The 20,968-nt window shown below is 62.1% G+C and carries 21 protein-coding genes; 9 read left to right on the forward strand and 12 right to left on the reverse strand.

All coding sequences use genetic code 11. The features are described from left to right. The first annotated feature begins 274 nt into the window (after positions 1–274). Complete coding sequence (locus tag M5C56_RS22715; RefSeq protein WP_247263325.1) at positions 275–439, forward strand: hypothetical protein; 165 nt, start codon at positions 275–277, stop codon at positions 437–439. 150 nt (positions 440–589) lie between these two features. Here the strand turns inward: M5C56_RS22715 and M5C56_RS22720 are convergent, their stop codons facing one another. Then, entirely contained in the window at positions 590–2,113 is a 1,524-nt protein-coding gene (locus M5C56_RS22720; RefSeq protein WP_100938784.1) for a fumarate hydratase, read from the reverse strand. A gap of 349 nt (positions 2,114–2,462) precedes the next feature. Between M5C56_RS22720 and M5C56_RS22725 the strand changes: the two genes are divergently transcribed. Genes M5C56_RS22725 through M5C56_RS22735 form a run of 3 tightly spaced genes read left to right on the forward strand, consistent with a single transcriptional unit; the run spans position 2,463 to position 5,280 of the window. Beyond that, the gene (locus tag M5C56_RS22725; RefSeq protein WP_103496649.1) at positions 2,463–3,569 is read left to right on the forward strand and encodes a GGDEF domain-containing protein; all 1,107 of its coding nucleotides are present in this window, start codon (positions 2,463–2,465) and stop codon (positions 3,567–3,569) included. Next, on the forward strand, positions 3,562–4,500 hold the full coding sequence (locus M5C56_RS22730) for an iron-sulfur-binding ferredoxin reductase (protein WP_103496650.1): 939 nt from the start codon (positions 3,562–3,564) through the stop codon (positions 4,498–4,500). The genes M5C56_RS22725 and M5C56_RS22730 overlap by 8 nt, the downstream gene beginning before the upstream one ends. 30 nt (positions 4,501–4,530) lie before the next feature. Beyond that, positions 4,531–5,280 (forward strand): enoyl-CoA hydratase, encoded by a 750-nt coding sequence (locus M5C56_RS22735; protein WP_103496651.1) that lies wholly within the window; start codon positions 4,531–4,533, stop codon positions 5,278–5,280. Between the two features lie 3 nt (positions 5,281–5,283). Here M5C56_RS22735 and M5C56_RS22740 read toward each other — a convergent pair whose 3' ends face one another. From M5C56_RS22740 to pyk, 3 genes are all read right to left on the reverse strand, one after another. Beyond that, positions 5,284–5,604, reverse strand: coding sequence for a hypothetical protein (locus M5C56_RS22740; protein ID WP_103496652.1), 321 nt, complete (start codon positions 5,602–5,604; stop codon positions 5,284–5,286). A gap of 25 nt (positions 5,605–5,629) precedes the next feature. Further along, positions 5,630–5,818: a hypothetical protein gene (locus M5C56_RS22745; RefSeq protein WP_103496653.1), complete on the reverse strand. Its 189-nt coding sequence runs from the start codon at positions 5,816–5,818 to the stop codon at positions 5,630–5,632. 198 nt (positions 5,819–6,016) lie between these two features. After that, positions 6,017–7,468, reverse strand: a complete 1,452-nt coding sequence (gene pyk / locus M5C56_RS22750; RefSeq protein ID WP_103496654.1) for a pyruvate kinase — start codon at positions 7,466–7,468, stop codon at positions 6,017–6,019. Positions 7,469–7,640: 172 nt separating this feature from the next. Here pyk and M5C56_RS22755 point away from each other — a divergent pair, with 172 nt between their 5' ends. Beyond that, a complete protein-coding gene (locus M5C56_RS22755; protein ID WP_103496655.1) occupies positions 7,641–8,015 on the forward strand; it encodes a hypothetical protein in 375 nt (124 codons plus the stop codon). Between the two features lie 238 nt (positions 8,016–8,253). Next, on the forward strand, positions 8,254–8,613 hold the full coding sequence (locus tag M5C56_RS22760; protein ID WP_103496684.1) for a PilZ domain-containing protein: 360 nt from the start codon (positions 8,254–8,256) through the stop codon (positions 8,611–8,613). A 23-nt stretch (positions 8,614–8,636) separates the two neighbouring features. Here the strand turns inward: M5C56_RS22760 and M5C56_RS22765 are convergent, their stop codons facing one another. From M5C56_RS22765 to M5C56_RS22790, 6 genes are read right to left on the reverse strand one after another with little or no spacing between them, the layout of a single operon-like run. Continuing rightward, positions 8,637–9,968 carry a DUF58 domain-containing protein gene (locus M5C56_RS22765; RefSeq protein ID WP_103496656.1) on the reverse strand — a complete coding sequence of 444 codons (1,332 nt, stop codon included), beginning with the start codon at positions 9,966–9,968 and terminating at the stop codon, positions 8,637–8,639. 13 nt (positions 9,969–9,981) lie between these two features. Then, the gene (locus M5C56_RS22770; RefSeq protein WP_100938794.1) at positions 9,982–10,998 is read right to left on the reverse strand and encodes a MoxR family ATPase; all 1,017 of its coding nucleotides are present in this window, start codon (positions 10,996–10,998) and stop codon (positions 9,982–9,984) included. Beyond that, entirely contained in the window at positions 10,995–12,158 is a 1,164-nt protein-coding gene (locus tag M5C56_RS22775) for a DUF4350 domain-containing protein (RefSeq protein ID WP_103496657.1), read from the reverse strand. The genes M5C56_RS22770 and M5C56_RS22775 overlap by 4 nt, the downstream gene beginning before the upstream one ends. Further along, positions 12,155–13,690: a DUF4129 domain-containing protein gene (locus M5C56_RS22780; protein ID WP_103496658.1), complete on the reverse strand. Its 1,536-nt coding sequence runs from the start codon at positions 13,688–13,690 to the stop codon at positions 12,155–12,157. The genes M5C56_RS22775 and M5C56_RS22780 overlap by 4 nt, the downstream gene beginning before the upstream one ends. Further along, positions 13,677–14,657 carry a stage II sporulation protein M gene (locus M5C56_RS22785; RefSeq protein WP_103496659.1) on the reverse strand — a complete coding sequence of 327 codons (981 nt, stop codon included), beginning with the start codon at positions 14,655–14,657 and terminating at the stop codon, positions 13,677–13,679. Before M5C56_RS22785 ends, M5C56_RS22780 begins: the two co-directional genes overlap by 14 nt. Next, positions 14,654–15,379, reverse strand: a complete 726-nt coding sequence (locus M5C56_RS22790) for an RDD family protein (protein WP_103496660.1) — start codon at positions 15,377–15,379, stop codon at positions 14,654–14,656. The genes M5C56_RS22785 and M5C56_RS22790 overlap by 4 nt, the downstream gene beginning before the upstream one ends. 171 nt (positions 15,380–15,550) lie before the next feature. Here M5C56_RS22790 and sbcB point away from each other — a divergent pair, with 171 nt between their 5' ends. Next, entirely contained in the window at positions 15,551–16,987 is a 1,437-nt protein-coding gene (gene sbcB / locus M5C56_RS22795; RefSeq protein WP_103496661.1) for an exodeoxyribonuclease I, read from the forward strand. Positions 16,988–17,078: 91 nt separating this feature from the next. On the opposite strand, the gene mvaT is transcribed toward sbcB, so the two are convergent. Continuing rightward, positions 17,079–17,456, reverse strand: a complete 378-nt coding sequence (gene mvaT, locus M5C56_RS22800; protein WP_103496662.1) for a histone-like nucleoid-structuring protein MvaT — start codon at positions 17,454–17,456, stop codon at positions 17,079–17,081. A gap of 350 nt (positions 17,457–17,806) precedes the next feature. On the opposite strand from mvaT, the gene purU reads away from it, so the two are divergent. Further along, positions 17,807–18,655: a formyltetrahydrofolate deformylase gene (gene purU / locus M5C56_RS22805; protein ID WP_103496663.1), complete on the forward strand. Its 849-nt coding sequence runs from the start codon at positions 17,807–17,809 to the stop codon at positions 18,653–18,655. A 30-nt stretch (positions 18,656–18,685) separates the two neighbouring features. Next, a complete protein-coding gene (locus tag M5C56_RS22810; protein WP_103496664.1) occupies positions 18,686–18,883 on the forward strand; it encodes a hypothetical protein in 198 nt (65 codons plus the stop codon). Here M5C56_RS22810 and M5C56_RS22815 read toward each other — a convergent pair. Continuing rightward, positions 18,873–20,762, reverse strand: coding sequence for a methyl-accepting chemotaxis protein (locus tag M5C56_RS22815; protein ID WP_103496665.1), 1,890 nt, complete (start codon positions 20,760–20,762; stop codon positions 18,873–18,875). The two genes, M5C56_RS22810 and M5C56_RS22815, sit on opposite strands and share 11 nt — an antisense overlap. Between the last annotated feature and the right edge of the window lie 206 nt (positions 20,763–20,968).

Raw genomic sequence — 20,968 nt, forward strand, 5'->3', positions numbered from 1 at the left:
GAAAATCACGGGACTAGGCTCTGGTCCGTCACTGCTATTTCAGTGATCGGGTTTAGCAGCCCGATTGACTTCCAGGCGCACAGAAAGCGCCCATATCCATTTGGCTGGCGCTTTTTTCATGCCCGCTTCATGCGTTATGGCAGCTGTGCGTGGGGCGCCTTCGGGCGCGCTGGGTTCCTGGAGTCCCGGTCTGCTAACCCGCGTACAGTCGCCACCCACCCGAAATGCTTGTAAACCGAATCATCCGAACGGCGTCGAAGAAGCGCTGATTGATGTGTGTGACATCCTTGAGTCGGCTGCCGCGACGGCTTATGAATCCGCCAACCAACTTGACGGTTCGAAACGCAAACTGGCGCTGGGAGTCGTGCGCCTGATCGAACTGGCGCGCAAGCGTGTGGATGACACCTTGCAGGTCTGGCCCACCTCCAGCCACGTCTGAGTGTAGGAGCTGGCTTGCCGGCGATAGCGTTCTAATTTCACCACCATCCTTGAGTCTTACAGGCCTGTGCGCCGCTCCAACGCTGTTTTCCAGGCAATAAAAAAGCGGCCCGGATCAACCGGGCCGCTTCTATTCCGGCAACAAAAGCGCTTACTGCACTTCCACCGCCAGGCTGTCGTGGATCTTCTTCTGCCAGATGGCCGGACCGGTGATATGCACCGACTCGCCCTTGGAATCGACCGCGACCGTCACCGGCATGTCCTTGACCTCGAACTCGTAGATCGCTTCCATGCCGAGTTCGGCAAAGGCCACGACCTTGGATTTCTTGATCGCCTGGGCGACCAGGTAGGCAGCGCCACCCACGGCCATCAAGTACACGGCCTTGTAGTCCTTGATCGCTTCGATGGCGGTCGGGCCGCGCTCGGATTTGCCGATCATGCCCAGCAAGCCGGTCTGGTCGAGGATCTGCCGGGTGAATTTGTCCATGCGCGTTGCCGTGGTCGGACCGGCCGGCCCGACCACTTCTTCACGCACCGGATCAACCGGGCCGACGTAGTAGATAAAGCGACCCTTGAGGTCCACCGGCAAGGTTTCACCCTTGTTGAGCATTTCCACCATGCGCTTGTGCGCGGCGTCGCGGCCGGTGAGCATCTTGCCGTTGAGCAGGACGGTTTCGCCCGGCTTCCAGCTCTGCACGTCTTCCGGGGTCAGGGTGTCGAGGTTGACGCGACGGGCCGACGGACCGGCTTCCCAGACGATTTCCGGGTAGGCGTCCAACGGTGGCGCTTCCAGCGAGGCCGGGCCGGAGCCGTCGAGCACGAAGTGCGCGTGGCGGGTGGCGGCGCAGTTGGGGATCATGCACACCGGCAGGGACGCCGCGTGCGTCGGGTAATCCATGATTTTCACGTCGAGCACGGTGGTCAAACCACCCAGGCCCTGGGCACCGATGCCCAGTTGGTTGACCTTCTCGAACAGCTCCAGGCGCATTTCTTCGATGCGGTTGGACGGGCCACGCTTCTTCAGCTCGTGGATGTCGATGGACTCCATCAACACTTCCTTGGCCATGACCGCGGCTTTCTCGGCGGTGCCGCCGATGCCGATGCCGAGCATGCCCGGTGGGCACCAGCCGGCACCCATGGTCGGCACCGTCTTCAGCACCCAGTCAACGATCGAGTCGGACGGGTTGAGCATGGCCATTTTCGATTTGTTCTCGGAGCCGCCGCCCTTGGCCGCGACGTCCACTTCCACGGTGTTACCCGGAACGATGGAGTAATGGATGACCGCCGGGGTGTTGTCCTTGGTGTTCTTGCGCGCACCGGCCGGGTCGGCCAGGATCGAAGCACGCAGGACGTTTTCCGGCAGGTTGTAGGCGCGACGCACGCCTTCGTTGATCATGTCGTCCAGGCCCATGGTGGCACCGTCCCAGCGCACATCCATGCCCACGCGCACGAACACGGTGACAATCCCGGTGTCCTGGCAGATCGGCCGGTGGCCGGTGGCGCACATGCGCGAGTTGATCAGGATCTGGGCCATGGAGTCGCGGGCCGCCGGCGACTCTTCCCGCAGGTAGGCCTCGTGCATGGCCTGGATGAAATCCACGGGGTGGTAGTAGGAAATGAACTGCAGGGCGTCGGCAACGCTCTGTATCAGGTCGTCTTGCTTGATCACGGTCATGGGTCGCGCTCCTCTATAAAGACGGGAACATGGAAATAAGGTGTTTGCGACCGGTTTGCATCTGGTCTGTCGAAAACATCTTTTGAGACGGGCCGGGCACGCATGACCGGCACAAAATAAGGCGCGGCAGTATAACCCGCCCTTGAGCCCGGCACATCCGTCAGTGGTCAAACCAAGGTCGCAGGAGCGTCGGCACTTTTCTTGCGTCCTTATCTTGTCCTCTCGTCCAGATTAAAGTGTACGAGTGGCAAAAAATTGAATAGTTATTTTTGATCCAGATCACTAGAGTGGCAAGTGGCCTGTACGGGAAGGAAACCCCTTGAGCCCTCAGCGCAAAGTGAGTCAAAGATTGACCCATAAAGCCATACAGACTCTGTTACGCAAACGCTTTGCCCTGGCTGCCGGCACCTATCTACTGCTGTTGTCGCTGTTGTGGGTAGCGATTTTCACCGATAACTATGAGGCCAGCGTAACCACGGGCCTGATAGGCAGCGGCCTGGTGATTCTCAGCCAGGGCGTACTCGGCTGGCTGTTTATCAGTGGCCGCAACCGGCATTTTCGCGATCCCAGCCTGACCGAGCTGCAGGTGCTCGTAGGCCTGGGTTGGCAGACCTACCTGATGGCCAACCTCGAACAGGCCCGCGGCGCCTTCCTGGTGTTTTATCCGTTGGTGCTGCTGTTTGGCATGTTTCATCTGCCGCAACGCAAATTCGTGCGCTGTGCGGTGCTGGTGTTCTTTTCGTTTGCCGCGCTTAATCTCTGGGAGGGTTACCACTTCCAGTTGCCGGACCCGGGTCTGGCGTTGCTGCAGGTGTGCGTGCTGTTCGTCGTGTTGCTGTGGTTGTGTCTCTACGCCAGCTATGTGCAAGCCTCCCGTCAGCGTATGCGCCAGCGCCGCTTTGCCTTGCAGGCCCACCAGGACACCCTGCGCGGGATGATGCGCCAGTTGGAAGACCTGGTGGCGACCGATGAACTGACCGGGCTGTACAATAGACGGCATTTCCTGCGCCTGGCTTCCCGTGAACTGGAGCTGATGGACGCGGATGTGGTCCATGGCCTGGCCTTGATCGACCTCGATCATTTCAAGCGGATCAACGATATGCACGGGCATGCCGCCGGCGACCAGGTCTTGCAGGCGTTCGCCGCGGTGGCCATGGCCTGTGTGCGCGACGGAGATGTGCTGGCGCGCTACGGTGGAGAAGAATTCGTGTTGCTGTTGCCCAATGCCGATCCCGAGCGCCTGACCTCCTGTTGCGAGCGCTTGCGTCTGGCCTTTACCCAGGTGGAACTGATGGGGATGGCGGTGAATAACCTGAGCCTGTCGGTCGGCATGACGCTGGTGGGAGTGGAAGACGACCTCGACGATGCCTTGCAGCGCGCCGACCAGGCGCTCTACCGCGCCAAACGTGACGGCCGTAATCGCTGCTGCGCGGCCTGGGAATACACCGATGCCTGAGCTGCGGGTGGGCGAACGGGGCTGGTCGGTGGCGGTCGGCAGCAACCTGCTCGATGCCTTGAACCAGGCAGGCGTGGCGGTGCCCTACAGCTGCCGGGCGGGCAGTTGCCATGCTTGCCTGGTACGTTGCGTACACGGCGAGCCGCAGGACAACCGGCCGGAGGCCCTGGCTTTCGCCCAGCGCGAGCGCGGCTGGCGGCTGGCCTGTCAGTGCCAGGTGCGCGAAGACCTCCAGGTCGAGGTCTTCGACCCGCGTCGTGACGGTTTGTCGGCAACGGTGGCTGAGCTGGAATGGCTGAGCCCGACGGTCCTGCGTCTGCGCCTGCTGCCCGAGCGGCCCTTGCGCTACAGCGCAGGCCAGCATCTGGTGCTGTGGACGGAACAGGGCGTCGCCCGGCCTTATTCCCTGGCCAGCTTGCCTGAAGAGGACCGCTACCTGGAGTTTCATCTTGATTGCCGGCAGCCCGGCGCCTTCAGCGATGCGGCGCGACAGCTTCAACTCGGCGCGCCGATTCGCCTGGGCGAATTGCGTGGCGGAGCCTTGCATTACGACCCGGACTGGCATGCCCGGCCGCTCTGGTTGCTGGCGGCTGGTACGGGGCTGGCGCCGTTATGGGGAGTGTTGCGCGAGGCGCTGCGCCAAGGCCATGAAGGGCCGATCCGTCTGGTTCACCTGGCCCACGAAGGTGCCGAGCATTATCTGGCTTCGGCGCTGAATGAACTGGTCGCGCAGGTTCCCAACCTGAGCGTCGACTATGTGACGGGGGCCGAACTGCCGGACTTTCTGGCCAAACTGCGTCTTGTCTCCCGGCAAACCCTGGCTCTACTCTGTGGTGCCCCGGCGAGTGTCGAGGCGTTTGCCAAACGTCTGTACCTGTCCGGGCTGCCGCGCAATCAACTGTTGGCCGATGTGTTCGTGCCGCACGCCTGAGCGCCGGGTCCCCACAACAAGAGAGTTCCAATGACTGACGCGATTGTGCTGGAGCGCCAAGGCAGCCTGCTGACCTTGCGCCTGAACCGTGCCGACAAGAAAAACGCCCTGACCCGCGCCATGTACAGCCAGTTGGGCGAGGCGTTGCGGGAGGCGGATTCTGATCCCGAGATCAATGCAGTGTTGATCTGCGGCAGCAGTGAGTGTTTCACCAGCGGCAACGATATCGCCGACTTTCTCGAAGAGCCGCCGAGTGCTCTCGACAGCCCGGTTTTTGCCTTCATGCGTAGCCTGCTCGATTGCCGCAAGCCGGTGATTGCCGCTGTTGCGGGCCCGGCCGTGGGGATCGGCACGACGTTGCTGCTGCATTGCGACCTGGTGTACGTCAGCGCGGATGCCCGTCTGCGCATGCCGTTCGTCAATCTGGGGTTATGCCCTGAATTCGGCTCCAGCCTGTTGCTGCCGCGTCTGCTCGGTCATGCCCGGGCGGCGCAGTTGCTGCTGCTGGGCGAGGGCTTCAGCGGCGAGCAGGCGGCGACCTGGGGCCTGGCCACCGAGGCCTTGCCCAGTGGCGAGTTGGCGCTGGCCAAGGCGCGGGAAGTGGCGCTGCGCTTCGATCAACTGGCCTCGGCGGCGGTGCAGGTCAGCAAGCAATTGATGAAGGACCCGGATCGCGAGCAACTGCGCCAGGTGGTCGAGGCTGAAGCTGTGTTGTTTATCCAGCGGCTGCGCTCGCCCGAGGCGATTACGGCGCTTTCGGGTTTCATGACCCGGCGTTGAGCGTCAAGGTTTCCCGGACGACTTTGCTCGATGCCCGGGTTGCATGAGACTCGAATAGGCGGAGATCACCGAAACCCACGTCAGCGCCAGTGCGCCGACCAGGATACTGTCCTTCTGTTCTCGCAAAATCCCCAGTTCGTGGGCGCTGGAAAAATAGGTCAGTGAACCCAGCGCGATGGCCGCCACGACTCCCTGGCAGGCGGTGATGATAATCACCGCGTGGATCAGTTCCGCGGGTTGTCGGTCATACAGGGATCGTCCCAGATAGAGGGCGATAAGAATCAGGCCGGCGATAATCGAATAAGAGGTCTGTTCCAGTGTCATGGCACCCTTCCTTGGGTTGGTAGTGTCAGGTGGGTGTTGTGACCCATAATCCGGCCAGGGCGCCCAGCAGCAAGCCCGCCAGCAGTGCACCCCCCATGTTGGGGAAGAGCATGCCAGCCAGGCTGGCGCCCCCCAGCGTCGTGGCGATCATCTGGATGTCCATCATCCGGCTGAGGGGGTGGCGGGTGATGGGAGGACAGTTTCGGTCTTTCATAGCGCTTCTCCTTGCCGAGGCTTTGGCGTGCATCCGGCGGTCAAGTGACAAGGCTAGCCTGTCAGCTGATCTATGTGCCGACACTACAGTGAAAACAGAAAAAGCCTACACAGCCTCCGCGGCGGTTTTTCTCCCAGGCATGAAAAAGCCCCGCTCTCTTGCGAGAGGCGGGGCTTTTTTACGGCCGGGTTGCGAGAATCAAACCAGTGGGTCGCCCACGTGCAGGATCTTCATGCCGTTGGTGCCGCCGATGGTGTGGTAGCTGTCGCCCTTGGTCAGGATGACCCAGTCGCCTTGCTCGACCACACCGAGCTTGAGCAACTCGTCCACGGCAGCCTGGCTGACTTGCTCAGGCGGCAGCGAGGCCGGGTCGAACGGTACGGTGTAGACGCCACGGAACATCGCTGCGCGGGCCTGGGTTTCACGGTGCGGGGAAAACGCGTAGATCGGTACCGAGGAACGGATCCGCGACATGATCAACGGCGTGTAGCCGCTTTCGGTCAGGGCAATGATGGCCTTGACGCCCGGGAAGTGGTTGGCGGTGTACATGGCCGCCAGCGCGATGCTCTGGTCGCAGCTTTCGAAGACCTTGCCGATACGGTGGCTGGAGGTCTTGCTGGTCGGGTGCTTTTCAGCGCCGACGCAGATACGCGCCATGGCCTGCACCGCTTCCAGCGGGTAGGCACCGGCGGCACTTTCGGCCGAGAGCATCACGGCGTCGGTGTAGTCCAGTACGGCGTTGGCTACGTCGGACACTTCGGCGCGGGTTGGCATCGGGTTGAGGATCATCGACTCCATCATCTGGGTCGCAACGATCACCGCCTTGTTGTGGCGACGCGCATGCAGAATGATTTTCTTCTGGATGCCCACCAGTTCGGCGTCGCCGATTTCCACACCGAGGTCACCACGGGCAACCATCACCGCGTCGCTGGCCATGATCAGGCCGTCGAGGGTTTCGTCGTCGGCCACGGCTTCGGCACGTTCGATCTTCGCCACCAGCCAGGCGGTACCGCCGGCCTCGTCGCGCAGCTTACGGGCGTATTCCATGTCGGCGGCGTCGCGTGGGAAGGATACCGCGAGGTAGTCCACTTCCATTTCTGCGGCGAGCTTGATGTCGGCCTTGTCTTTTTCGGTCAGGGCCGGGGCGGTCAGGCCGCCACCGCGACGGTTGATACCTTTGTGGTCCGACAGCGGGCCACCGATCAACACCACGCAGTGCAGCTCGGTGTCGGTCGCGGTTTCAACGCGCATGACCACGCGGCCGTCGTCGAGCAGCAGTTCGTCGCCGACGCCGCAATCCTTGACCAGGTCCGGGTAGTCGATACCGACGACCTGCTGGTTGCCCTCGGTCAGCGGATGGCCGGTGGAGAAGGTGAAGTGATCACCGACCTTGAGTTCGATACGTTTGTTGGCGAACTTGGCGATACGGATCTTCGGGCCCTGCAGGTCACCCAGCAGCGCGACGAAGCGCCCGTGCTTGGCCGCGAGGTCGCGCACCAGCTTGGCACGAGCCTTGTGCTCGTCGGGAGTACCGTGGGAGAAGTTCAGACGGGCAACGTCCAGGCCAGCGAGGATCAGCTGTTCGAGAACTTCCGGCGAGTTGCTGGCCGGGCCCAGTGTGGCGACGATTTTAGTACGACGAACGGACATGCAGAGACTCCTGAGTTCAAGCGCAGCGAAAGGCTACTATGCTCCTCTGCTGTAGTCATTGTTCATTTGCACTACTTTTCAGCGAATGATTTTTTTCGAATAGGTTGTTTGGCGAACACTCTGGAGATTTTCGCCAGCGGGTCGATACACTAGCAAGAACAGGAGACCCCCCATGCGAATTTTGCTCGTTTTAGCCCTGGCGGCCAGTGTGGTCGGTTGCACCCGCTGGTCGATGGACAGCCATCTGAACAATGCCTATCGGTCCTATGATCGCGGCAACTGTGAAGACGTCATGCTGCAGTTGTCCAAGGTTGACCGTGAGAGCCGTACCCGGCAGTACATCCAGCCGGAAGTGTCGATGCTGCGCGGCCAGTGCCTGGAGCGCCAGAAACTGTTCGTCGACGCGATACAGACCTATCAGTTCATCCTCACCCAATACCCTTACAGCGAGTATGCATACCGCGCTCGGGCGCGCCTGGAAACCTTGCGCCAGCTGGGACACGCTGAGGGGGCAATGCCGGCTCAGCCGAGTCCCGCCGCTTTGTAGTTCGCCGCTTTGTCATGATGGTTGAAATATCAGCTGGCTCTCTGCCAGCTTTGCGCTAGTCTTTGAGTGTATGGTTTCAGTTTTATCAATTCTTTTGAATTGAAAACCATGGCTCGGTAGATGTTTGCGACAAGGCGATTTGCCGTTATCGCGCCGAGGCCAAGGGAGAGCAGGACCGTTCGTCTGCTCCGAAGCATTAGCGCAGCCATGCTGAATGGCCTATACAGCGATCATTGCCATGCCTACTGACCGTCGAATCGAGCGGCATCAACTGCCTTATTTTCTGCAAGTGTTCAATCGTTATACCGGCAAGCCCATTGGCTACCTGGGCAATGTCTGCGAAGAGGGGCTGATGTTGATCAGTCAGTTACCCTTGCTGGTCGACGCCGAGTTCGAGCTGCAACTGAAGCTGCCACTCAGCGATGGCACCCAGCAAATGATTGATCTGACCGGCCGCTGTCTGTGGTGCCATGAGGAGACCACTCCCGGTTATTACGACTCGGGGTTTACGCTGGGTGAGTCATCCCCGGAGTATCTGCAACTGGTGGCGGCGTTGCAGCACTACTTCAGCTTCCATCCGTTGGAGGCTTCCGCTTAGCGCGGGACTTCAGGGCTGGGGTCCTAAAGGGTTCCGGCTCTTTTCCAACTCAGGTAGCGGCTGACCAGATCGGCCCCGAGTTCGCTCGGGCGGGCGTCGAGTACCGGTACGCCGTGGGCGGCCAGTCGTTCATGAAGAGTGGCCCGGGCATTCAGGTAATCCACGGTGCCGCAGTAGGCCAGGGCTTCAGGCAGGGTCTGTACCGGCGCCTGGCGCAATTGGTCGAGCACTTCTTCCCTCAGGCTGGCCACCAGCACCCGATGTTGGCGGCCAAGACGTTTGACGGCGGTCAGCAGTGCCTCATCGTCGTCATCGCGCAGATTGGTCACCAGTACCACCAGGGCCCGGCGTTTCTGTCGGGCCAGCAGTTGGCTGGCTGCGGCCTGGTAGTCCGCCGGGCGCTGGGTGCTGTTCAGGTCGTAGACACTGTTGAGCAACACATTGAGCTGACCCTGGCCCTTGACCGGGGCGAGAAAGCGCGGCTGCTCGCCGGCAAAGGTGCACAGGCCCACCGCGTCGCCCTGGCGCAAGGCCACATAGCTGAGCAACAGGCAGGCGTTGAGGGCATGGTCGAAGTGCGCCAGCTCACCGTCCTGGCTGCGCATCCGCCGCCCGCAATCGAGCAGGAAGACGATCTGCTGGTCGCGCTCATCCTGGTATTCCCGGGCAATCGGCGTGCGTTGCCGGGCGGTGGCTTTCCAGTCGATCTGACGCAGGCTGTCGCCTTCGCGAAATTCGCGCAACTGGTTGAATTCCAGGCCCAGGCCGCGACGCTGGCGTTGGCGTACGCCGAGTTGGCTGAGCCAGTTGTCGACGGCCAATAACTGGGCGCCATAAAGGCGGGCGAAATCCGGGTAGACACGGGTCGCATCGGCCAGCGCCAGGTAGCGTCGCTCGGACCACAGGCCCAACGGGCTGGGCAGGCTGACTTCGCAACGCGCGTAGCGAAAATGGCCACGGCTCAAGGGCCGCACGCGATAGGTCAGCTCGCTGCCTTCGCCCGGTTGCAAGGTGATGGCTTGGGGCAGGTTGGCGAACGCCAGGCCATCGGGAACGTGATCGAAGAGCTGCACTCGCAGGGGCGTGGGGTGGTCGTGACTGAGTTCGAGGTGCACCTCGCCCCAGCGTCCCAATGCCAGGCTGCCGGGCAGCTTGCGTTTCACGTGCGGCGAGGGCAAGCGCCTGAGTCGAGCCCCATCCAGCAGGCTCAACAGCAGCAAGGCCAGCAGCAAGCCCCAGCCAATCGAGCCAAGGCGCTCGGGCAGCTCGACGCCCAGGGCCCCGAGGGTGCCCAGGCCAATGCCCAGCACCAGCAGGACGCCCAGCCAGATCAACAGCAGCCGTGAAGGTCTCATGGACGCGCGGGCCTCACTGGCGCGGTGCCGGGACCTGGTCAAGCAGTTGCTTGAGCACCTGGTCGACCGACAGCCCTTCGATATCCAGCTCGGGGGCGATTCGTACCCGATGCCGCAGTACGGCCAGGGCGCAGCCCTTGATATCGTCCGGGATCACGAATTCACCGCCGCGCAGCAAGGCTCGGGCCCGGGCGCCGCGAACCAGGGCAATGGAGGCCCGCGGTCCGGCACCGAGGGTCAGGCCCGGCCAGCTGCGGGTGGCCCGGGCCAGGCGCACGGCGTAGTCGAGGACCTGCTCGTCCAGCGGCAACTCGCTGGCGATCCGCTGCAAGGCCAATACATCCTTGGCCTGCAACAGGGTGCGCAGGGGTTGTACTTCGAGCATGTCGGCCTTGGTCGAGCGGGTCACTTGGCGGACCATGTCCAGCTCCTGCTGGGCATCGGGGTAGTCCATGCGCAGCTTGAGCATGAAACGGTCCAGTTCGGCCTCGGGCAGCGGATAGGTGCCTTCCTGTTCGATCGGGTTCTGGGTGGCGAGCACCATGAACGGCTGGGCGATGGGCAGGGCGCGACCTTCGAGAGTGACCTGGCGTTCCTGCATGGCTTCGAGCAGCGCCGCCTGGGTTTTCGCCGGGGCACGGTTGATTTCGTCCGCCAGCAGCAGGTTGGTAAACAGCGGGCCCTTGCGCAGCTTGAACTGTTCGGTCTGCAGGTCGTAGACCGCATGGCCGGTGACATCGCTGGGCATCAGGTCGGGGGTGAACTGGATACGGGCGAAGTCGCCGCCGAAGCAGCGCGCCAGGGCCCGCACCAGCAGGGTCTTGCCCAGCCCGGGGACGCCTTCGAGCAGCACATGGCCACCGGCGATCAGTGCGGTGAGCACGTCGTCGATCACCCTGTCCTGGCCGATCAGGACCTTTTGCAGTTCGTGGCGCACCGCCTGGGCCAACTGGCTGGCGCGATGGCGTTGCTGCTGGGCATGGGCCTCGGCGTCAACCGGGCTGGTCGGTTCGGCTTGTTGTTCGCTCATAGGGCATTCCTGAGGGTTTGCAGGTGGGCGACCTGGCGACTGAAGTCGACGCTGGAAAGGCGTTGCCTGGGTCGCGGGCGCAAGGCCTGGCTGATGGCGCTGGTGGGTTGGCGGGTCAGGCGCGCGAGCACCTGCCATTGTTCGGCAACGCCGAGCCGTTCGAAACCGGGGTGACGCTTGCGGGCCCGGCGCAGGATGTCCTGTTGCAAGGCCTGGAGCAGGGCTTCATGGCCGCTGCGACGGAGCAGGAAGTCGGCGCTGGCCCGCAGGTGTTCCTGCAATTGTCGGCGCGCCCGGGACGCCGGGGCCTGCAGCGGTCCCTGGCGCAGGCCGACATGCCACAACCACAGGCCGAGGAGGGTGGCGAGGGCGACCAGGGCCTGGGGGAAGTAGCGCCACAACAGGGTGAGCAGGTTGTCGTGGTCGGTATTGAACAGCAGGGTCACGTCGCTGTCCTGGGCCAGGTACCAGAGCAGCCAGGCGTTGTCGTAACGGCCGATGGCGTGGTTGGTCCAGAGGTCGGCGTCGGTCAGCACGGTGACCGTACCGGCGCCGTACTCCAGTTGCATCAAGTGGGTGGAGGTGGCGCTGTTGGCCCAGGATTGCGCCAGGTTCTTCGGGTCGGACAAGTGGAACGCGGTGTCGAAACTGAAGTAGGCCGGAGCGTCTTCGTCTTCCAGGTACATGCGGGTCAACAGCGGGTAACGCTCGTCTTCCGGTTCCGGGCCGTCGCCCTTGAGGTCCTTGCTCAGCAACTGGTGCAACTGCACGCGGTCGAGCAGCAGGTCGCCACTGCTGCCGGTCTTGGGATTCCACAGGGCCTCGGCGACGAACAGCAGCCGTCCGCCGGCCCGGGCCCAGTTGAGCAACTGGTCGGCCTGGCGCGGGGTCATGTTCGAGCGCTCGCCCAGCAGCATCAGGTTCCGCCCGCGCGGGTCGAGGCCGGGCAGGATATCCAGGCTGTTGGCATGGGTGACTTTCAGGCCACGCTGGCGCAGAAACTGCTCGGCGGCCAGGTAAGGGTTGGCGCGGGCTTCGGGCGAAGGGCCGTGATCGATGACCTCTGTGTAGGGTGTGGCCTTGTGATAGAGGTAGAGGCCGACGCCTGCGAGTACCACCAGCAGTGCCAGGCCGATCAGCCAGGACAGGCGCCGGTTCATCGGACGGCTCCCGGACCGAACAACTGTCGCCAGTTTTCGCACAGCGCCTGTTGCTGGTGGGCTGTTGGCAGGCGATGCCCGTAGGCGAGGTTCTGCCAGTGGCGGGTCAGTTCCTGGCTGAAGGCCTGCAGAGCGGGTTCCGGTAACTGACCGAGCCGTTCGAGGACCTGGCCTTCGGTATCGGCGCTTTTCAAGGGCAGTTGGTAGTCATGCAGCAGGCGGCTGAGCAGACCACGGTAGAGCAGGCTCATGGCTTCGCGCGGCTGCTGGGGCCAGAGGGCCTCGGCGCTGGCGGCGATATCACCGGGCAAGCTGTCGATGTCCAGCGCCAGGCCGAACAGTTGCGGCGTGGCGCTCGGGACGGCTTTGGCCCGTGGCTTCGGGCGCCGGCCGACAAAGGTTTGCAAGCCATTCCGATAGCGCCAGGCCAACCAGGCCAGCAAGCCGAACAGCGCCGCCCAGAGCAGAATCTCCAGGCTTTGGGCGAGTGTGCCGACGATACGGCTGTCAAAACGCTCCAGCAGGGCCTTCAGCCAGCCGGAAGAGGCTTTGTCGCCAGTCTTGGCGGACGCTTCGCCCAGTCGCCAGCGGGTGACGGTTTCCGGGTTCTTGAACGGCGGTGCCTGCAACTGTGCCTTGATCGCGTCCTGGGAGGCCTGGCTGGTCAGCGGTTGCTTGAGCAGCCTTGGTGTGTCTGGTGCCGGTGGTTCGGCGGCCATGACCGGTGACGCGAAGGGCATCGACAACAGGCCGACGCCGAGCAGCAGTGCGGCGACCACCGGCAGCAGGCGCTGGCGCAACTGGCGGAAAATCAGTTCGATATCCCAGGCTTCCAGCACGGTCCTGCGGTTGAGGTAGAGGCTGAAGCCGCAGGCGATATAAATCGGCTCCCAGAGGATCAGGATCAGCGCGTAGAAGGCGTTGCTCAGGTGTTCCAGCCAGAGCCACTCGTGCTGGGCGGCGAACAGCAGTTTCTGCCAGTGCCAGTCGATATCGATCTGCCGGGGCAACAATAGATAGAACACCGCCATCAGGCCGATCCACAGGACATATTCCAGATGCGCGCCGATCAGCGTCAGCCAGCGCGCCGCGCTCAGGCTCTGGGGCAGGAGTACTCGCAGGCGCTGCTGGCGGGCCTGGCCGTCGAGGCCTTCGAGTTGTTGCACCGGCAAGGTGAAGCTGCGGCTCAGGCTCAGGCGCCGCCAGGTCAGGCTCGCCAGCAGTTGTGGCTTGAGCAGGCGCGGCCAGGCCTTGATTGCCTGTTTCAGGGTGGGTGTATCGCCGAACAGGGCCGTGGACAGGATGTACAGCGGCAAGCGCTCGAATGCCGGTTTCAGCCACCAGAACAGCAACAGGGCGATGGAGGGATGTTCCCAGAGCAGCAGGCTCAGGAGGGCGAAGACTGGCAAGGTGACCAGTGCCCAGGAACCCATCAACAAGCCGCGATGTTGCTGGGCCAGCAGCACGCCGAGGTCCATGGCTTCCCAGGTGCTGCGGGGGCGAATGGCAACGCTGGCGTCAGTCAGGCGCATGCTGGCTCCGTCCGGCCAACAGCAGATAGGCGCCCACCAGCAGCCAGAGCCCCGCGCCCACCGTGTATTTGAGCCGTGGCGCGAGATGGCTCATCGACGACCAGTAGGCTTCGATAAAGGCGGCGATCAGCAAGAACAGGATCACCCCGCCGACCATCTGGATACTTTTCTGCGCGTTCAGGCGCAGGGCCTCGCCACGGGACAGGCGTCCCGGCGCCACCAGAGCCCAGCCCAGTTGCAGGCCGGCGGCCCCGGACAGGACGATAGCGGTGAGTTCGAAGGCGCCGTGGCCGATGACAAAGGACCAGAAGGTCTGCCCGTAGCCGATCTGGGTCAGGTGACCGGCCACCGCGCCGATGGTCAGGCCGTTGAACAGCAGGAAGAACAGGCTGCCGAGGCCAAACAGCAGGCCACCGGCGAAGGTCTGAAAGGCAATGCCGATGTTGTTCATGATGTAGTAGCCGAACATCACCCAGTTTTCACTGGAGGCTCGCGCGACGGTGCGCCCCAGGCGACTGGCGGCGGGGTCGTACATGGCTTGCATATCGGCGACCTGCTGCGGGCTGACGATGCTGTAGACCAGGTCCGGAAACAGATAGATCAGCAGGCCGGTCAGCCCCAGGCTGGCGAAGAACAGCACGCCGGCGACCAGGACGAACGGCCATTGTTCGCGCACCAGGCGGGGGAAACCGGCGAAGACGAACCCCAGCACCGAGGCGCCGAGGTGGCTGCGATGCCGATAGAGCTGCTGGTGCCCACGCAAGGCCAACTGTTGCAGGGCATCGACCAGATGGCTGCTGTAGCCGCGTTCCTGGGTCAGGGCCAGTTGTTGGCACAGGCGGCGGTAATGGGCTGGGAATTCGCGCAAGTCGATGGCTTTCGCCTTGCCGCGCTCCATCTGCTCGAGCCATTGGGCAAAACGTTGCCACTCGGGCTGATGGCGGCTTTCAAAGAGGCTCTGTTTCATAGCGGGCCCAGCAGTCCGTGGGCAATGCCGTTCAATTCAGCCGCGGCCCGGGAGGCCGGCACGCCCAGGGGCGTGGCCAGCAGCGCCGCGAGTTCGCGGGTGCGTTCGGCGCTGAGGTCGCCCTGGCGTTCGGCGAAACTCAGCACGGCGCGTTGTTCCGCCAGATGCAGGATGAAAGGCGCGCTACGGGGTGTCGCCTGGGGCAGGCTGGGACGCGGCAACGGCTGTTCGCGATAGACCACCAGCGTGCCGCCGGCCAGGTCGCCGAGGCGCTTGAAAGTCGGGTGCTGCAGGCAACTGACGGCGCCGAGGAAATAACCGAACGGCAGCATGTCGACAAAACGCAGCAGGTTACGGGTCAAGGAAGCGGCCCAGCCGATCGGCGTGCCGTCATCATGCACGACCCGCAGGCCCATCATCTGCTTGCCCGGCGAGCGGCCCTGGTTCAGCACTTCGAACAGCACCATGTACCACCAACTGACCAGGAACAGCACGATCGAGCCGAGACCCAGGCCCAGCTTGCCCAGCAGCATCAGGCTGCTCAGCAGCACGCCGAGCAGCACGCCGCGCACGCCCAGGTCGATGGCGAACGCCACTGCCCGCACGGGCAGGCCGGCCGGACGCAGGGGCAGGTCGATACCTTCCGGGGTTTCGACGCGATAGTGGGTATCCAGGGGTGTTTGCAGCGCAGTCTTCCTTTTCGGTGCTGAAATCGACGGCAAGATGGCCGGTCCTTGCGGACAGAGGCCCGATCCTAGCCAGCGGCGCCTGGCTAAGCAACTTAACTCTGTAATGAACGGTATCGAAGTTGCTGCGCCCAGTTGTTACGGGATGCTGGTCCGAGGGGGCGCTGAGCGCCTAGACTGCGTCGGTCTTCTGTTCAGGAACCCGCCGTGACCTCCATCTTCTGGTACGACTACGAAACCACCGGGATCAACCCGCGCTCTGATCGCGCCTTGCAGGTGGCGGGCATCCGTACCGATGCCGAGCTCAACGAGATCGATGAACCGGTCAACCTGTATTGCCGGCCCAGCGAGGATATCCTGCCGCACCCGGCGGCTTGCATGATTACCGGCATCACTCCGCAGCAACTTGCCACGCAGGGCTTGGTCGAGGCCGACTTCATGACCCGCGTGCACGCCCAGTTGTCCCTTCCGGGGACCTGTGGTGCTGGCTACAACACCTTGCGTTTTGACGACGAAGTCACCCGTTACAGCCTGTATCGAAACTTTTTCGATCCCTATGCCAGGGAGTGGCAGGGTGGCAACAGCCGTTGGGACCTGATCGATGTGGTGCGGGCGGCCTATGCACTGCGTCCGCAAGGCATCGTCTGGCCCGAGGAGGACGGACGGGTGACCCTCAAGCTCGAGCGCCTGACCGCGGCCAATGGCATCGATCATGGTCACGCCCATGAAGCCTTGTCCGATGTGCGTGCCACCATTGCTCTGGCGCGGTTGATCCGCGAGAAACAGCCGAAGTTATATGACTGGCTGTTTCAGTTGCGCAGCAAACAGCGGGTCATGGATCAGATTCGTCTGTTACAGCCGATGGTGCATATTTCCGGACGCTTCTCGGCCGCGCGTCATTACCTGGGGGTGGTCCTGCCGTTGGCCTGGCACCCGCGTAACCGCAATGCCTTGATTGTCTGTGATCTATCCCAGGATCCGCAGCCGTTATTCGATCTGGATGCCGAAACCTTGCGCCAGCAGCTGTACATCCGTCATGAGGCGCGTGCCGAAGGACAACTGCCGGTGCCGCTCAAGTTGATTCATGTCAATCGTTGCCCGGTGGTGGCGCCGCTAAAGGTATTGCGTGGCGAAGACCAGAAACGTTTGCAGTTGGACATGGCGCTTTATGAGGCGCGCCGCCAGCAACTGAGTGAGGCCCAGGAAGTTTGGCGGGATAAAGTCCAGGCCCTTTATGCCGGCGAAGATTTTGCCCCCAGCGAGGATCCGGAGCAGCAGTTATACGATGGCTTTATCGGCGACCGCGACCGGCGTTTGTGTGAGCAAGTTCGCAGTGCGGAGCCCGAGCAGTTGGCGCGCGGGCAATGGCCTTTCGATGATGAGCGGTTGCCGGAATTATTATTTCGTTACCGGGCACGCAACTTTCCCACCAGCCTGAGTGAAGAAGAGCAACAACGTTGGCGGACATTCTGCCGACAGCGTCTGACCGAGGCGGCGTGGGGCGCGCCGAATACCCTGGCGGATTTTACCGAGCACCTCATGAAGTGTTTGCCGAATGCAACACCGGTGCAGCGTCAGGTACTGGAGCAGTGGCAGGACTATGCACACTCTTTGTGCGCACGCTTTAACGTGACGGTCGGTTAAACACGCCCACGATTAAATTGCGGACAATAAAAAAACGCCAGTGAACTGGCGTTTTTTGTAGGTCGCGAATAGCGTCCGTGACCGGCTTGGCTTAGCCCAGCAGGGTAGCCCAGCTTTCAACCACGTCGCCGCCCCACTTGGCTTTCCACTCTTTCAGAGTCTTGTGGTTGCCGCCTTTGGTTTCGATCACTTCACCGTTGTGCGGGTTTTTGTATTGCTTGACCTTGCGCGCGCGCTTGGTGCCGGTGGTTTTCACGGCGCCACGTACGGCTTTGCCAGCTTTGGCCTGTGGGTCCAGGATGTTGATGACATCTGGCAGCGCCTTGTTGTACTCGCCCAGCAGAGTGCGCAGTTTGCTTTCGAATTCCATTTCTTTTTTCAGGGCACCGTCTTTTTCCATGGCGGCCATTTGGGCTTGCAGTTCTTTGATGGCTTCCTGGGTGGCGTGGTATTTCTGGATCAGGGACATGGACACTACCTTATGTTGAGTCAGGACGACAGGGGTACAGTGACGCAATAGTAGTCAGAGTATTTGAGCAAGTAAACATTTAATAGGTGGTTTATTGCATTTAATTTGAAACTTAGGTGTGTCCTTGTCGCCGACTTAGATGTTTTTGCTGCGCGAGCCAAGAGCCGTCTTGTTGTGACGATGTTTGAATTATCGGCGCGCTGCGTCGCGTCACTCGGAGAAAGCCCACTACAAGCGAGGGGAGAAACGGGTGCCGGGACAGGAGTGGGCCGGCGGTGCAACGAATACTGCAGTTTTTTTCCGTACTGGCTAGAATGGCGACCTTTGCGAAGTTCTGGAGTTCTCCCCCCATGCGCACTTTCCGGCTGGTGATTGCCTGCCCCGACCGCGTTGGCATCGTTGCCAAAGTCAGTAACTTTTTAGCGTCTTACAACGGTTGGATCACCGAAGCGAGTCACCACTCCGACAACCTCAGTGGCTGGTTCTTCATGCGCCACGAGATTCGTGCTGACAGCCTGCCGTTTGGTCTGGAGGCCTTTCGTGAGGCATTTGCCCCGATCGCCGAAGAATTTTCCATGACCTGGCGCATCACCGACACCGAGCAGAAGAAGCGCGTGGTGTTGATGGCCAGCCGTGAGTCCCATTGCCTGGCGGACCTGTTGCACCGTTGGCACAGTGACGAACTGGATTGCCAGATCGCCTGCGTGATTTCCAACCACGATGACCTGCGCAGCATGGTTGAGTGGCACGGTATTCCCTACTACCACGTGCCGGTGAACCCGCAGGACAAAGAGCCGGCGTTTGCCGAAGTATCACGTCTGGTCAAACATCACGAAGCCGATGTGGTGGTACTGGCGCGCTACATGCAGATCCTGCCGCCGGCACTGTGCCGCGAGTATGCGCATAAGGTTATCAATATCCATCACAGCTTCCTGCCATCGTTCGTCGGTGCCAAGCCTTATCATCAGGCGTCCCTGCGTGGCGTGAAGTTGATTGGGGCAACTTGCCACTATGTAACCGAAGAGCTGGATGCGGGGCCGATCATCGAACAGGATGTGGTCCGTGTCAGCCACAGTGATAGCATCGAAGACATGGTGCGTTTCGGTCGCGATGTCGAGAAGATGGTGCTGGCCCGTGGCCTGCGTTATCACCTGGAAGATCGTGTGCTGGTGCATGGCAACAAGACCGTGGTGTTCTGACAGCCCGTTGACGAGCCTGGAGGTGTGGCGATGAGCGATACACTCGACAAGGCAACCTCCAAGGCGCCGCCGACCGTGGGTGAGGGCTGTCTGAGCCGTTACGACACCGACGCAATGACTCCTGAAGACGGCACCGAGTTTCCCGGTGCCGCCGAACTCTGGCAGCAGTTGCAGGAAGAGTCCGAAGCAGACAAGCCCGCAGACTCTTCTGCGTCGCTTAAATCCTGAAACTGCCCACCAGCTGCTTCAATCGCGCAGCCTGCTGTTCCAGGTCGGTACAGGCCCGCAGGGTTGACTGCAGGTTCTCCACACCTTGCTGATTGAGGGTGTTGATCTCGGTGATGTCCACGTTGATCGACTCGACCACCGAGGTTTGCTCTTCGGTGGCCGTGGCGACGGATTGGTTCATGCCGTCTATCTCGCTGATCCGCTGGGTCACGCTGCTCAGGCGTTCGCCGGCCAGGTTGGCGATTTCCACACTTTCCAGGCTGTGGCGCTGGCTATGGCCCATGGTGCCGACCGATTCTCGGGCGCCAACCTGCAATTCTTCGATCATGGTCTGGATCTGCTGCGCCGATTCCTGGGTGCGATGAGCCAGGTTGCGCACCTCGTCCGCGACCACCGCAAAGCCGCGTCCGGCCTCACCGGCCCGGGCCGCCTCGATGGCGGCGTTGAGGGCCAGCAGGTTGGTTTGCTGGGAAATACTGGTGATCACTTCGAGAATCTGCCCGATATTCACCGTCTTGCTGTTCAGCGACTCGATGTTGGTGCTTGACGTGGCAAGCATTTCCGACAACTGGTGCATGGCCTTGATGCTGCGTTCCACCACCTGCTGACCGTCCGCGGCCAGGCCGCGGGCGTCGCTGGCCTGGGTCGAGGCCTGGGCGGCATTGCGGGCGATCTCCTGGGCGGCGGCACCCAGCTGGTTGATGGCTGCGGCGACGCTGTTGGTGCGACTGGCCTGTTCATCGGAGTTGAGCATCGACGAGTTCGAGGCGCTGACCACCCGCAGGGCCACTTCGTTGACCTGTTGGGTTGCCGAGGAGACTTCGCTGATCGAGGTGTGGATGCGTTCGACGAAACGGTTGAAGGCGCTACCGAGGATCCCGAACTCGTCCTGGGACTCGATCGTCAGGCGCCGGGTCAGGTCGCCTTCGCCGTCGGCGATATCCTGCATGGCACGGGTCATCACGTGCAGCGGTTGCATCAGCGCACGGATCAACAGGCCGAGCAGGGCGATGATGATCAGTACGGCGATGGTGGTGGCGATCACGGCCGAGCTGCGGAAATTGCTCAGCATCGCAAAGGCCTTGTCCTTGTCCACGGACACGCCGACATACCAGCTTACCGAAGACAGGCCCTTGATCGGGGCGAAGGCGACGATGCGCGTCTTGCCGTTGGCCACGGTTTCGCTAATCTCGTTGCCGATGCGCGGGGTGTCCTGGGGATAGGCGTCGCTGAGGCTTTTCATTACCAGGGCCTTGTCCGGGTGCACCAGGATCTTGCCATCGGCGCTGACCAGGAAGGCGTAGCCGTTACCGTCGAAACTCAAGGCGTTGAGGCTGTCGGCAATGGCTTGCAGGCTCAGGTCGCCGCCCACCACGCCGATGCTCTGGCCGGCCTTGCGCACGGTGTTGACGATGGAAATCACCAACTGCCCGGACGCCAGGTCGATATAGGGTTCGGTCAGGGCCGAGCCGCTGCTGTTCTCGGCACTCTTGTACCAGGGGCGGGCGCGGGGGTCGTAGCCGTCGGGCATCTTGCTGTCCGGACGGATCATGAAGCTGCCGTCCTTGTTGCCCAGGTAGGCGCCCATGAAGGTCGAGATGATGGCCTTCTGTTCCAGCAGGTTGGAGACGTTGGCCGGGTCGGCATTGAGGGCGACCGACTGGGACAGGTTTTCGATCAGCAGGCTGCGGCCGGTCAGCCAGGTCTGGATGTTGTTGGCGGTGACACCACCCATTTCATGCAGATAGCTGTTGAGGTCATCGCGGATTGCATTGCGTTGCAGGTAATCGTTGTACAGCGTGAAGAGCGCAAAGGCCGCGAGTACGATCAGCGACGCGGCCAGCAGGATCTTGTGACTGAATTTGAGGTTTTTGTTCATGGCGTTCAAGGTCCGCTGAAGTTTTGGGTGTCCAGGTAGGCGATGGCCGGTGGTGCGCGCTGGGCAGCGTTGAACCTAAGCTGTTCCTCTGCTCCTTGGGGGCTCTTCTTGGGGGAAAGCCGGATTGTTTTTGATTGTTTTCTGGGTTGGCTTCTTGCTATCGACTGAGTCGGCGCAAAGATTAACCGTGGGCAATGTCGTTCACT

The organism is Pseudomonas sp. MWU13-2862 (assembly GCF_023242495.1).
GTDB classification, from domain to species: domain Bacteria; phylum Pseudomonadota; class Gammaproteobacteria; order Pseudomonadales; family Pseudomonadaceae; genus Aquipseudomonas; species Aquipseudomonas gingeri_D.